11 protein-coding genes, 2 tRNA genes and 3 rRNA genes are annotated in these 13,687 nt (G+C 48.4%); all 16 read left to right on the forward strand.

Going from position 1 to position 13,687, the window contains the following annotated elements; translation table 11 throughout:
* Window positions 1–364 (forward strand): 16S ribosomal RNA (locus J4G02_14650); the annotation flags it as partial.
* Window positions 365–458: 94 nt separating this feature from the next.
* Window positions 459–535: transfer RNA gene (locus J4G02_14655), tRNA-Ile, on the forward strand.
* A gap of 9 nt (window positions 536–544) precedes the next feature.
* Window positions 545–618 (forward strand) — tRNA-Ala (locus J4G02_14660).
* A gap of 65 nt (window positions 619–683) precedes the next feature.
* Window positions 684–3,665, forward strand: a 23S ribosomal RNA gene (locus tag J4G02_14665).
* A gap of 70 nt (window positions 3,666–3,735) precedes the next feature.
* Window positions 3,736–3,852, forward strand: a 5S ribosomal RNA gene (rrf, locus tag J4G02_14670).
* A gap of 142 nt (window positions 3,853–3,994) precedes the next feature.
* Window positions 3,995–4,741: a YebC/PmpR family DNA-binding transcriptional regulator gene (locus J4G02_14675; protein ID MCE2395814.1), complete on the forward strand. Its 747-nt coding sequence runs from the start codon at window positions 3,995–3,997 to the stop codon at window positions 4,739–4,741.
* 254 nt (window positions 4,742–4,995) lie between these two features.
* Window positions 4,996–5,499, forward strand: a complete 504-nt coding sequence (gene ruvC, locus J4G02_14680) for a crossover junction endodeoxyribonuclease RuvC (GenBank protein ID MCE2395815.1) — start codon at window positions 4,996–4,998, stop codon at window positions 5,497–5,499.
* Window positions 5,496–6,089, forward strand: a complete 594-nt coding sequence (locus tag J4G02_14685; GenBank protein MCE2395816.1) for a Holliday junction branch migration protein RuvA — start codon at window positions 5,496–5,498, stop codon at window positions 6,087–6,089. Before ruvC ends, J4G02_14685 begins: the two co-directional genes overlap by 4 nt.
* A gap of 7 nt (window positions 6,090–6,096) precedes the next feature.
* Window positions 6,097–7,128 carry a Holliday junction branch migration DNA helicase RuvB gene (ruvB, locus tag J4G02_14690; GenBank protein ID MCE2395817.1) on the forward strand — a complete coding sequence of 344 codons (1,032 nt, stop codon included), beginning with the start codon at window positions 6,097–6,099 and terminating at the stop codon, window positions 7,126–7,128.
* A 121-nt stretch (window positions 7,129–7,249) separates the two neighbouring features.
* Entirely contained in the window at window positions 7,250–8,278 is a 1,029-nt protein-coding gene (gene queA / locus J4G02_14695; protein MCE2395818.1) for a tRNA preQ1(34) S-adenosylmethionine ribosyltransferase-isomerase QueA, read from the forward strand.
* A gap of 16 nt (window positions 8,279–8,294) precedes the next feature.
* The gene (gene yajC, locus J4G02_14700; GenBank protein ID MCE2395819.1) at window positions 8,295–8,576 is read left to right on the forward strand and encodes a preprotein translocase subunit YajC; all 282 of its coding nucleotides are present in this window, start codon (window positions 8,295–8,297) and stop codon (window positions 8,574–8,576) included.
* Window positions 8,577–8,782: 206 nt separating this feature from the next.
* Window positions 8,783–9,439, forward strand: coding sequence for a thiamine phosphate synthase (gene thiE / locus J4G02_14705; protein ID MCE2395820.1), 657 nt, complete (start codon window positions 8,783–8,785; stop codon window positions 9,437–9,439).
* Between the two features lie 108 nt (window positions 9,440–9,547).
* Entirely contained in the window at window positions 9,548–10,129 is a 582-nt protein-coding gene (locus J4G02_14710) for an RNA polymerase sigma factor (GenBank protein ID MCE2395821.1), read from the forward strand.
* Between the two features lie 160 nt (window positions 10,130–10,289).
* Window positions 10,290–10,823 (forward strand): GNAT family N-acetyltransferase, encoded by a 534-nt coding sequence (locus J4G02_14715; GenBank protein ID MCE2395822.1) that lies wholly within the window; start codon window positions 10,290–10,292, stop codon window positions 10,821–10,823.
* Window positions 10,820–11,392: a hypothetical protein gene (locus J4G02_14720; protein ID MCE2395823.1), complete on the forward strand. Its 573-nt coding sequence runs from the start codon at window positions 10,820–10,822 to the stop codon at window positions 11,390–11,392. Before J4G02_14715 ends, J4G02_14720 begins: the two co-directional genes overlap by 4 nt.
* A 51-nt stretch (window positions 11,393–11,443) precedes the next feature.
* Complete coding sequence (locus tag J4G02_14725; GenBank protein MCE2395824.1) at window positions 11,444–13,423, forward strand: tetratricopeptide repeat protein; 1,980 nt, start codon at window positions 11,444–11,446, stop codon at window positions 13,421–13,423.
* Window positions 13,424–13,687 lie beyond the last annotated feature (264 nt).

A 13,687-nucleotide genomic window follows, 5' to 3' on the forward strand; every position in this document is an offset into this window, starting at 1 on the left:
AAGGTGGGGATGACGTCAAGTCCGCATGGCCCTTATGCCCTGGGCTGCACACGTGCTACAATGGTCGGTACAGAGGGAAGCAAGACCGCGAGGTGGAGCAAATCCCAAAAAGCCGACCTCAGTTAGGATTGTAGTCTGCAACTCGACTGCATGAATTTGGAATCGCTAGTAATCGCGAATCAGCAGGTCGCGGTGAATATGTTCCCGGCCCTTGTACACACCGCCCGTCACGCCATGGAAGTCGGTAGCGCTCGAAGACGGTAGGCTAACCTTCGGGAGGCAGCTGGCGAAAGCGAGACCGATGACTGGGGCGAAGTCGTAACAAGGTAGCCGTAGGGGAACCTGCGGCTGGATCACCTCCTTTCTAAGGAGTCAAGGGCATTTTGCCCGAGCTCGTTAATTTGTGCATATCGGAAACCTATTTAGCTTTCATAGATGGCATCTTTTATTTTTTGGAGGGGCTTATAGCTCAGACGGTTAGAGCGCGCGCCTGATAAGCGCGAGGTCTCTGGTTCGACTCCAGATAAGCCCACCATATCTATGTGGGGGTGTAGCTCAGTTTGGGAGAGCGTCTGCTTTGCACGCAGAAGGCCAGCGGTTCGACTCCGCTCATCTCCACTAAGCGTAACAGCTTTTGATCTTTGACAATTGTATAGATTTGAGAATTCGGCTTCTAAAGAATTTATCAAGCTACTAAGGGCTTACGGTGGATGCCTTGGCGCCAGGTAGCGATGAAGGGCGTGACAAACTGCGAAAAGCTTCGGGTAGTTGTTTAGTGAACATTGATCCGGAGATCCCCGAATCGGGCAACCGGGCAGGTATGACCTGTCATCCCGGCGTATGTCGGGAGGCTAACCAGGAGAAGTGAAACATCTCAGTAACCTGAGGAACAGAAAGAAAACTCGATTCCCCCAGTAGTGGCGAGCGAAAAGGGAATAGCCCAAACTGGGTATATGTTAAAGTCCATATACGTTGTATACCTAGGGTTGTGGGGTAATGTTGGGCTTGAATATGGTCAAGCCGGGAAGTTATAAACCAAGTGCTTAGCTTAATGTGTCTGGAATAGACCAACCAAAGAGGGTAATAGTCCCGTGAGCGAAAAGGGCTTGGCTTCCTGAACGTTATTCCCAAGTACTATGGGATAGCCTAAACCTGTAGGAATCTAGGAGGACCACCTCCTAAGGCTAAATATGACTTGGCGACCGATAGTGAAGAAGTACTGTGAAGGAAAGGTGAAAAGTTCCCCCGCTAGGGAAGTGAAATAGTCCCTGAAACCGTACAGCCTACAAGCTGTGGAAGTGCTAAGTCTCGATTCGTCGAGACATGCATGACTGCGTGCCTTTTGCATAATGAGCCGGTGACTTACTCTGTGTAGCAAGGTTAAGCTTTTCTGAAGCGTAGCCGTAGCGAAAGCGAGTCTGAATAGGGCGAAAGAGTTGCATGGAGTAGACCCGAAACTGGGTGATCTATCCATGGGCAAGGTGAAGCATACGTAAAAGTATGTGGAGGCCTGAACCCACCAAGGCTGAAAACTTGGGGGATGACCTGTGGATCGGAGTGAAAGGCTAATCAAACCCAGTGATAGCTGGTTCTCCCCGAAATAGCTTTAGGGCTAGCCTCATGTGTTTGGCAGTGGTGGTAGAGCTCTGATTGGACTAGCGGCCCCACCAGGTTAGCAACTCCAGTTAAACTGCAAATGCCATTGTCTCAAGCATGGGAGTCAGTCAGTAGGGGATAAGCTCTACTGACAAAAGGGATAAGAGCCCAGATCGCCAGCTAAGGTCCCCAAATACAGGCTAAGTGGTAAAGGATGTGTCGTTGCCCAGACAGCCAGGATGTTGGCTTAGAAGCAGCCATTCATTTAAAGAGTGCGTAATAGCTCACTGGTCAAGTGGCTTTGCACCGAAAATTCTCGGGGCTCAAGCCTGTTACCGAAGCTGCGGATTTTGACCCACGTGCCGGTTCGCCGACAGCGGGGTTGAAGTGGTAGGGGAGCGTTCTATAGTAGGATGAAGGTGGATTGAAAGATACGCTGGACAAATTAGAAGTGATTATGCCGGCATGAGTAGCGATAAAACAAGTTAGAAGCTTGTTCGCCGAAAGCCTAAGGGTTCCTGGAGGGTTAGTCGGATCCTAAGCTGAGGCCGAAAGGCGTAAGCGATGGGTAGCAGGCATAATATTCCTGCACCACCATTACAAGGACGAAGCTAGGGGAGACGCAGGCATTAGGACCTACCAGCGGATGGATGTGCTGGGCTAAGCCCGACAGAGGTGACTTCAGGTAAATCCGAAGTCTCACGACTCTGAGAGGTGATAGGGATTCCGTAAGGATACAAACTGGTCTAGTTGTCTGCCAAGAAAAGAACCTCGAGTGGACGCGTAATGGTGTCCGTACCGCAAACCGACACAGGTAGGCGAGGAGAGAATCCTAAGGCGCTCGAGAGAACTCTCGCTAAGGAACTCGGCAACTTTTAGTAGGAGCAGCATCTTGCATGCGAATCCGAAAAAAGCCGCAGTGAAGTGGTCCGTGCGACTGTTTACTAAAAACACAGGTCTCTGCAAAATCGTAAGATGATGTATAGGGACTGACGCCTGCCCGGTGCCATATGGTTAAGGGAAAGAGTCAAGGGTTCGCCCGGCAGCTCTGAACCGAAGCTTCAGGTAAACGGCGGCGGTAACTATAACCGTCCTAAGGTAGCGAAATTCCTCGTCGGGTAAAATCCGACCTGCACGAATGGCGTAACGACATGGACACTGTCTCGGCGAGAGACTCGGCGAAATTGTAATACCGGTGAAGATGCCGGTTACCCGTAACAGGACGGAAAGACCCCGTGAACCTTTACTACAGCCTGATATTGGGTTTTAATGTAGCTTATGTAGGATAGGTGGGAGACTGTGAAACTGGGGCGCCAGCTTCAGTAGAGTCGATCTTGAAATACCACTTTTGCTGCATTGAGATTCTAACTCTGGTTCGTAATCCGGATCGAAGACAGTGTCAGGTGGGTAGTTTGACTGGGGCGGTCGCCTCCCAAAATGTAACGGAGGCGCCCTAAGGTTCCCTCAGCGCGATTGGAAACCGTGCGTAGAGTGTAAAGGCAGAAGGGAGCTTGACTGCGAGACAGACATGTCGAGCAGGTGCGAAAGCAGGGCTTAGTGATCTTGCGGTTCTGTGTGGAAAGGCCGTGACTCAACGGATAAAAGGTACTCCGGGGATAACAGGCTGGTCGCGCCCAAGCGTTCATAGCGACGGCGCGGTTCGGCACCTCGATGTCGGCTCATCACATCCTGGGGCTGCAGCAGGTCCCAAGGGTTGGGCTGTTCGCCCATTAAAGTGGTACGTGAGCTGGGTTTAGAACGTCGCAAGACAGTTCGGTCCCTATCCGTTACGGGCGTAGGATATTTGAGAGGACCTGCCGCTAGTATGAGAAGACCGTGGTGGACGAACCTCTAGTGTACCAGTTGTCGCGCCAGCGGCACCGCTGGGTAGCTATGTTCGGAAGAGATAAACGCTGAAAGCATCTAAGCGTGAAGCTCGCCTCAAGATAAGATATGCTGCAGAGTTAATCTGGTAAGGCTCCTTTGAGACTAAAAGGTTGATAGGCCAGAGGTGTAAGCGGTGCGAACCGTTTAGCTGACTGGTACTAATAAGCCGAGGGCTTGATAACTTTACTCTATAGCTTAATATTCAAATCTATACGATTGTCAAATATTTTGGAATAATAAATTTCTGTATTTTCCGGTGGCAAGAGCGGAGGGGAAACACCCGTTCCCATTTCGAACACGGCAGTTAAGCCCTTCAGCGCTGATGATACTTCGAGGGTGACTTCGTGGGAAAGTAGGTCGTTGCCGGGAAGCTAAAATAAAGCCTCAACCTTTAGGTTGGGGCTTTTTTCATGTCGCAAAAAAGCCTTTAACAGTTCGTAAGACAATTTTCTTGCATCCGCTGTGCCTGTATGCTAAAATACGCAAGAATCTATGCATAGGAGAGGAAGACATGTCAGGTCATTCAAAATGGGCATCAATTAAGCACCGGAAGGCTGCGGTTGATGCGAAACGTGGGAAGCTTTTCTCAAAATTGATTAAAGAGATTACCATTGCGGCGCGAATCGGTGGCTCTGATACCCAGATAAATCCGCGTTTGAGGTCGGCGGTGTTAACCGCGAGATCGAAGAATGTACCGAATGATAACATCGAAAAGGCCATTCTACGTGGTACTGGTGAACTTGACGGCGTGGATTACGAGGAAATCGTATATGAGGGATATGGTCCCGGCGGGGTTGCGCTCATGATCGATGTGTTGACGGATAACAGGAATCGAGCGATTGCTGATATTAGACATATCTTGAGCAAACATGGTGGGAATATGGGAGAACCCGGCTCGGTTTCATGGTTGTTTGATAAGCGCGGTTGGATGATTATCGAAAAGGGTAGTATTGACGAAGATGAGCTTTTTATGATTGCACTGGATTCAGGCGCGGAGGATTTGACAGTTCAGGAGGACAACCTAGAGATTATCACGTCTCCTGAGAATTTTGAGGCGGTCAGAGAAGGGGTTGAGGCGTCCGGGGCAACGATTCTGGAGGCTGAACTGACGATGCTTCCCCAGACTACGGTGCAATCGGAAGGTAAGGAAGCGCAGCGGATGTTGCGATTGATGGAGGCTTTGGAAGATAGCGACGACGTTCAGAAGGTTTATGCAAACTTCGACATCCCCGATGATATTTTGGAAGCTGCAGCTTGATTCTATCAGTTCATGTCAGCAGACGGTGCAAAACGTACAGCGCGTGAAACGTAATGCTAAAGGTGCACTAGCTCATTCAGGTGGAATAAGAAGTCCCAATTCTATTGCACCATTTCTTCACGTAAATCATTCTATTAGGACTTACGCAGCACGTTCATAAGTCCCCCTGATCAGGGGGATTTAGGGGGTTAAAAATCAAAAATCTACCCTCTGTGTGCTAAATTTGCGTAAATCCTGTCTATCTTACTGAACAAATGATTATTCTCGGCATAGATCCCGGAATCGCGAATACTGGCTATGGCATCATCAAAGCTGAGTCATCAACGTTCACTCCGCTCGGTTTCGGCAGCATCCGGACATCGTCAAAGGATGAATCTGAGCAACGTTTGAAAATTATTCATGACGAACTGACTCAGTTGGCTGATGAATATCAGCCGGAGTTATTTGTACTTGAGGATGTTATCTTTAGCAAGAATGTGAGCAGTGCGTTTGCTGTGGGAGAGGCAAGAGGTATCGCTAAACTAGTTGCTGCAAATACAAATCGACGGGTCTATAGTTATCCGCCTGCTCTGATTAAGCAAGCGGTTGTTGGATATGGTAAGGCGAGTAAGCGTCAAGTCCAAGAAATGGTTAAACTTTTGCTCAGGCTCAAAGAGATTCCTCGTCCAGATCACGCGGCAGATGCGCTTGCTATAGCAATTTGTCATGCACGTTCCCATAAAATACTTCAACTTCGTGAAAGGCACCTCAAGTCATGATTGCGTTTGTAAAGGGCATCTTAGCGGCCAATGGCTCAAAACAGGTCATCGTTGATGTTAATGGAGTCGGATACAGCGTTGAGATTCCGGAGAGTACAAAAACCCAGCTGCCGGAGGTCGGATCCGATATCACACTTTATACGCATTATCATTGCCGGGAAAATGAAGTCAAGCTTTATGGATTTGCGTCACAGGATGACCTTACCGTGTTTGAAACCGCCCTTGTGGTGAAAGGGGTGGGTCCCGCCCTCGCATTAAATGTCGTTTCCAAACTCTCCCCTCCGGATTTCCAGCGTGCGATCCGTGATGCCGATCACGCCACCTTAATGCGGGTGCCACGTCTCAATAAAGAACTCGCGCAACTGATGATAATGAAATTGAAGAACACCGTGCGTAAGATTCACTTTGATGCCAAGGTTGATGAGGCAGGCAAGCAAGAATATACGGAAGCGGGTGTACAGGTGTTGGTGGGTTTGGGAGCGTCTGAGTCCGCAGCGGAGCGGGCAATCGTGGATGCCCAGAAAGTCTTGGGACCTACAGCAAAACGGGAAGAGTTGGTGAGATTGGCTCTTGCTCGACTAAATCAGTGAGTCTGACATGAATACAGATAAAGAGATGCAAACCCTTCTCAGCGAGTCGGATATCGAGGTCCTGGAGGACAGTCAATATAACCTCAGACCACAGACTCTTGATGAATTCATCGGGCAGGAGCGGATTAAAGAGCAGCTGCGTATCCATATCGAAGCCGCCAAAAGTAGGGAGCAAGCACTCGCGCATATTCTGTTTGTGGGACCGCCCGGACTGGGCAAGACAACATTGGCTCGGATTGTTGCCAATGAGATGGGGAGCAGCTTCAAGTCAGCAGTTGGTCCCATGATGGAACGCTTGGACCTAGCGACAATGTTAACCACCCTCGAAGAACAGGGGATCTTTTTTATTGATGAAATCCATCGTATGAAGGGCTATGTTCAGGAATCGATGTATCCCGCAATGGAGGATTATAAGATAGATTTGCCTATCGGTCAGGGACCTGCGGCGGATATTATTACTGTACCGCTTGCCCATTTTACCCTCGTGGGGGCAACGACTCGTGAAGGCTTGTTGGGTGGACCGTTTCGGGATCGCTTTGGCAATCGTATCCATCTCGATTATTACACACCGGAGGAGATTCAGATTGCTATCAACCGACTGAGCCGGCGGATGCATCCGCCCGTAAAAATTGAGGAAGCAGCGGAACATGAGTTGGCTTGTCGTTCAAGAGGCACGATGCGTATTGCGGAGAATATGTTGAGAAAAGTCAGGGATTACGCAACGGTCAAATCTGACGGCGTTGTCACCTATGAGATCGCTCAAGAAGCACTGGACTTTTTCAAGATTGACGAACTCGGCTTAGATGACAACGATAGAGCCTATCTGCGGACGATGATTGAGAAGTTTCGCGGGCGGGCGGGTCTGAAGGCGATGGCGGTCGCTGTCAGTGAAGATGAGCGTACGATTGAAGAGGTTTACGAACCCTACTTAATTAAACTTGGCTTTCTGACGTTGACACCGATGGGGCGCGTTGCAACGGATGCGGCTTATCAGCACCTCGGCTATCCGACGCCTGAGTATCAGACGACGCTTTTCTAAACAAACCCTAGATTTGGAAATCGCTCCTACTGTGTGTTTTGTAGAAGGAAATGTCGCTTCCCGACTATTGCGACGATTTATGAGAGGTTGCAGATCTAATCCTTCCCTAAGTGTAACAAGTATGAAACTCACCGATTATGATTACGACCTGCCCGAAGCACTAATTGCCCAGCAGCCCTGTCCACAAAGGGATGGGTCCCGCTTGATGGTCTTGGATCGGGGGGCACGCCAAATTCACCACACGCAATTCTCCCAAATTGGCGAGTTTCTCCCTGCTCGTTCTTTGCTTGTCCTTAACAACACCAAGGTCATTCCTGCACGACTCATAGGACGGAAATTGCCGACAGGTGGCAAGATTGAGCTGCTCTTAACCCGTCAGAAGGGGACGAACAGTTGGGAGGCGTTGGTAAAGCCGGGGAGACGTGTCACGCATGGAACGCGTATCACCTTTGGGGAGGGAATCCTAACGGGAAAAGTTCTTGCCAAATCGCCGCTCGGTCTTTATACTGTCCGATTCAAATATGAGGGTGATTTTGAGGACATTCTCGCACAGGTGGGTAAAGTTCCCTTGCCACCCTACATCAAACGTGAACCGATCCAGACCGATAAAGATGAGTATCAATGCGTTTATGCGAAGGAGGCAGGGGCGATCGCTGCGCCAACGGCAGGATTACATTTTACGTTGGAGTTATTGGATAAACTCAAACGCGATAGGATTCACCGTGTAACTCTCACGCTACATGTTGGACTTGGCACGTTCCAGCCTGTCAAAGTGGAAGATATTGAGATGCACAAGATGCACTCGGAGTATTTTGAGCTGTCTCAAACGAGTGCTAATCAGATTAACGCTGCAAAGGAGGAAGGGCGAAAAATCGTTGCGGTCGGGACCACTTCCGTTCGCGCTCTTGAAACGGTTGCCACGGATTGTAGCGTTGATTCGTATCAGGGATATACGGATATCTTTATATATCCCGGCTATCAGTTCAAAGCTGTTGATGCTTTGGTTACTAATTTTCATTTACCAAAATCAACTTTACTTATGCTTGTCAGCGCATTTGCTGGGCATGAATTTATGTTTGAAGCTTACCAAGAAGCGATCGCACAAAACTATCGCTTTTTTAGCTATGGCGATGCGATGCTTATTCTTTAATTTGGAGGACTGAATTATGGATTTTCTCGGAGCTTTCTTTCCGATTCTGCTGATGATACCGATTTTGTACTTTCTGATTTTACGTCCTGAACAGTTGAAGCGAAAAAAACATCAAGCGATGCTAGGTAACTTGACGAAGGCGGACGAAGTTGTCACGACGGGTGGGTTACATGGGAAAATTGTGGGCGTGGATAATGACATTGTCGTTCTGATAATTGCAGAGAATGTGAAGGTCGAGGTGTCACGAAGCGCGATTGCCTTTAAAAAGAAGGCTGGCGAATTGATTGAAGGTGAATAGACAATAGGACTTACGCAGTTGAACAATGAAGTGTTGTAGTTCAATGCTTCACCCCCAATGCGGGGAAACCAGATGCCCCGCTTACAATAGGCGTGGAGTCTGCACATGCCCCTTGATGCCCGATAAATCGGGCAACTACAATCTGAAGTGCGTAACTCCTAAGACAATTTGGATAGTCTTGCCCCTTTTATGGGAGATGTGACGATATGGAAAAGATTGGTGAGCTTCATGTCATCACCGATACAACGATCCAATCTCGGTTTGCGCATGCGGAATTAGCAGAGATGGCGATCGAGGGCGGTGCCGACACCATCCAGTTTCGTCAGAAGGATAGGAGTACACGCGAATTGGTCGAATCGGCGCAGGCGGTGCAAGCTGTTTGTGCGAAGCGTGGGATTTCCTTAATTGTCAACGATCGGGCGGATATTGCTCTCGCTGTCGGTGCAGCGGGTGCTCATTTTGGACAGGATGATTTGCCAATTGTAGCGGGGCGACGCATCTTGTCAGCAGATATGATTATTGGGGCTTCTGCTCGGACGGAGGAGAAGATCCTAGAAGCAATTTCTGCAGGGGCGGATTATATCGGCTTCGGTCCTATCTATCAGACCTCCTCCAAACCGGATGCAGAGCTGCCGAAAGGGTTAGAAGCCCTGCGACGGATGTCCGAAATCGCACAGTGCCCCGTTATTGCCATTGGTGGTATTACGACTGACACTGCATATGAGGTCATCCGCGCTGGTGCCCACGGCGTTGCTGTCATTTCAGCGGTGTGTGGACAAGTGGATCCGGTTGCCGCTACTCGTCACTTATGTGATGAGATTCAACGCGCCAAGGTGAGTTTGGGTGTGTCGTTTTCTTGTTGACAAAAAATTCTTAAAAGCGGTAATGCCGGTTGTAAACCGTTCCGGTTCACATACCGTTTAGTTTAGACAGGAAAAATTGCTCACTCTATCAATCACGGGAAGTTGGTCATGGATAGAATGGTTGAAGATGAAATGCTAGTTGCACAATTTCAAGCCGGTCGCCTCGATGCATTCGATGATCTGATGAAGCGATACAAGGGGCAGATCTACGCTTACCTGCTCCGTTCCGTGAAGAATTATGAAGATGCTGAGGAGTTGACAATTGAAGTCTTTTTTAAGGCGTATCGTGCGCTTGACACTTGGAAACCGCAAGCCCGTTTTTCAACTTGGCTTTATAAAATTGCTCATAATTTGTCCATTGATTTTCATCGTGCAAAATCGCGCCGGCAGACCTATTCGCTTGATGATGAAGAGCTTTCTATTGATGAGCCGACAGCCGTTGATTTATGGAGTAATCCCGAATGGGAGATTGAGGAAAAAGATCGGCATCGGGTTATTCGTGAGGCAATAGATCAACTTTCGCCAAAACAGAAAGCTGTTTTTATGTTGAATCGCTATCAAGGATTACAGATTAAAGAGATTACTGAAGTGCTTGGAATGGCAGAGGGGACAGTGAAGATTCACCTGCACCGTGCGGTAAAAAAACTGCAAACTTTGTTACTACCCCTCTGGGAGACAAACGATATTTAGGTCCGAATTAGATGCGAAATAGATGATGAACGACATAAGCAAAGTAGATAATACTGTTTTGGTTGTAACACCCCTTGGTAGTAGATTGCGCAGACCAATAAAATGCCTTTCAAGCGAATTGAGGTTATAGATGGATTGGTAGGCGAAGTTAGCATAGATAATGAAAGATCTTAGAATTATCGAAGCCAAGGAATCACAAAGGGAAATTCTCCAACAGCTGCTTGAACTCTATCAATATGACCTGAGCATTGTAACTGATGATGATGTTGACCCGTTCGGTTTATATGGCTATTCATATCTTGACTGTTACTGGATGGAAGAAAAAAGATACCCCTACTTGTTCCTGTTTCGAGAATCTCTTGCTGGATTTGCGCTTGTTAATAAGGTGAATTGGCTGCCTGAGAATGATGGCGCACATTCCATAGCGGAGTTTTTTATTCTGAACAAATATAGGAGGCGAGGTATCGGAACCGTAGCAGCACAATATGTCATTGACCATTTTCCCGGAAAATGGGAAATCAGAATCCTTCGTGAGAATCAGTCCGCAATCCAGTTCTGGAGGCTGGTAATCAATAATCTGACCTCCGGACAGTTTGTCGAACGGATTCCGGATCCGCACGTGTGGCGTGGTCCTGTATTCTCATTTAAGAATGTAACTGCTGAATCGTCATTTCCCAAGGAGTTTGCCGAATGAAACAATGCAAACAGTTAGAAAAAATCTACACCGAATATATTTGTGAGTTGCTCAATGAGAAGGAGACTACCCGTATTGAGGAACACCTACGCGGTTGCCCTGCTTGTGCCCACGAAGTTGAAGCCTTGCAAAGAACTCTGCGCTTGGCTGCAGAGGCAGAGGAGATGCCAATCCCGCCTGCCGTTCTTGATAACATTGAGAAGAATGTCTACAAACGTCTGGCGACGGAATCTCCGTCCACTAAACGGGTACATTTGCTCTCGAAAGTTGTTGCTATCTTTCGATTGTCCGGTACGAAGCGCCGTCCTGCTTGGATTTTTCGCAGCGCGCTAGCGACCCTTGCACTAGTGATTAGTATTTCGATTGCCACGGTTTTTATCAACCAAGATCAATCGTCAAATGTTCAAATCAGTGCCATTCCGATACAATCTCCTCACGAAAGAATTAAAACGTATCAACAAGCGGAGATCTGGAATAACACCACTGAAGCGCTTGAAACAAGACATTTGAAGGATAATGACCGGTTGGCAACGCTCCAATTGCTGGTATTGACAGAGCAGGCTCCTTAAAACAACATTGCTCTGAATCCCGATCGAACTAGTCTGGGGAGGGATATAAGAATGGAAGGATCCATATTGGGTTATTCGCAATATGTTTTGCGTCTGAGATGGTTCTTTTGTGTTGTTGCTTTTTGCCTGATGCTGTTCGCTATCGTGGAGGCGCAGGCTCAGAATATAGCCACGCTGCTTGAAAGGGGTAAGTATCATGAGACAGCACAGCTCCTTGAGAAGCTAGCTGATTCGACAGACAGTGTAGAGCAACTTTGCGGGATTTACGAAAAATTGGGGGATATCTATTACGCCTATACCCATCAATATCCTCAAGCGTTAAGTGTCTACGACAAGATTATCCAATTGAGCAGCAAAGGGGCGACCGCAGAAGATCTGTTCCTCGGTTATATCAAGAAAGGCGATGTGTATTGTCGGATGGGAAAATACGAGGAAGCAATTCAGACCTACCGGACTTTTGCTGATCAGTTCCCCCCCGCACACCTTGCGCATAAAACCGGCTTGCGAAAAATTCATAGCATTCAAACCGCCCTTGATGATTTGCAAGAGCAACAGCGCGTCATCCAAGAGCATAAGGCGACTCCCCTTGCAATTGAAGCGCGATTCCATATTGCGGAGTTGTACCGCAGCCCCTATCAACTGAACCGACCTGAAAAAGCGATCGAGGTATATGAGGAGATCTTGGAGCGGCGCGGGGACACGAAGCTCGCCTCTGAAGCACAATGGCGCATCGGGAATCTACGAGATAAGGTCTTGAATCAGCCGGTGCTAGCGATCGAAGCGTACCAGAAGGTTGTGGACAACTACCATGGGGTGAGCCTTTTTGCAGCGGAGGCGTTTTTTCAGATTGGACGCATTCATCTAGAACGGGGACGATATGACCGGGCTGTGGAGGCTTTTGAACAGCTCTCAGAGAAGCACCCTGACTTCTGGAAGATGCACGCAGTTTTCTATTGGTCAGGTATCTGTTACGAAAAATTGCGGGACTGTCGGCGAGCGATTGATGCCTTCCAGACATTTCTGTATGCCTATCTGCCTACCCTAGATCCGATCTACTTGGGTGCAATCGGAAAATATGACCAGGATCCAGCTCGCGTCAAAACGGAATTGGAAGCAAAGATTCGGCAACTAGAGCTAGATTTTGCAAGTGTTGAATGGGATCGAATACAAGAACTGATTGCTGCCAGCAACTATGTTGATGCACTTCCACTTACGCGGCAGTATATCATTGATGTACCCACTGGTGAGCACGCACAGGAGGCCCGGTCACAGCTGCGCGAGGTTGAGTTGTACGCAACTATTCAGAAGTTGCAATCAATCGGTGGCGCATTGACTCCCTACGCGCTATTCCGAGCGGGCAAAATTTATGAACGTGAATTGAACGATTATGAGCAGGCAACCGCTACGTACCGCCAACTGATAGAGGCCCATCCGCAATCCCTGTGGGCGGCTGAAGCCGTGTATAGAACCGGGGTTGTCTATGCTAAGCACCTCAATAACACGGAAAAAGCAATCGAATCTTATCAGACCCTTATATCGGATTACCCGTCCTCATCGCAGACGATGATGGCGCATTTCCAACTAGGCGAGATGTATCGTACCCTCGACCAATATGATGAGGCTGTGAAAGCCTATCAGACCACAATTGCGTACCCGAAACAGACACAACACCTTGCCCAGGGTTATAAGGATAGCTTTGCAGATCAGGCGCAATTCCGGATTGGTCATGTGCACTATGAAAACCAACGCTATGACGCTGCGTTCGCCACCTTCCAAGAATTTATTACGAACCGACCATACTCACCGCGACTAGCAGCTGCTTATGCCTTTCTGGGTGACATCAGCCACAAACGTGGCGATTCAAAAGCTGCGTTAGATGCTTACGATAACGCAATACGCTTGCTTGAGGGCAGCCCCATCCAATCAAGAATGATGATTGATGAAGCATATGAACTTGGCTTTCAGGAATCAGACCCCACGGCCGTCATCCAGCACCTAAATGAACACCGCAAGCGAGTAGAGTCGAGGTAAGTATCGCGAATTGGTGAGTTCCCTCCCTATATCCTACTCCGCCCTTCTCCGCGGGTAAAACCAACCTGCCATACCCTAAATTTGCTCGCCCGTCTGGGGCTATGAGAGACGGGGGTCGGTCCTACAGGTGTAGATTTCGGTCCCAATAGACTGGGATTTTCAACCTGTAGGTCGAGATTCAAATCTAGACATGAGGCTGCGTGATGATTTTGTTTCTCTTGTTTTAGTTGGGATGATATAATCAACGTTATCTCTTTCAACTAT

Source organism: Candidatus Poribacteria bacterium, assembly GCA_021295755.1.
Classification (GTDB): Bacteria; Poribacteria; WGA-4E; order WGA-4E; family PCPOR2b; genus PCPOR2b.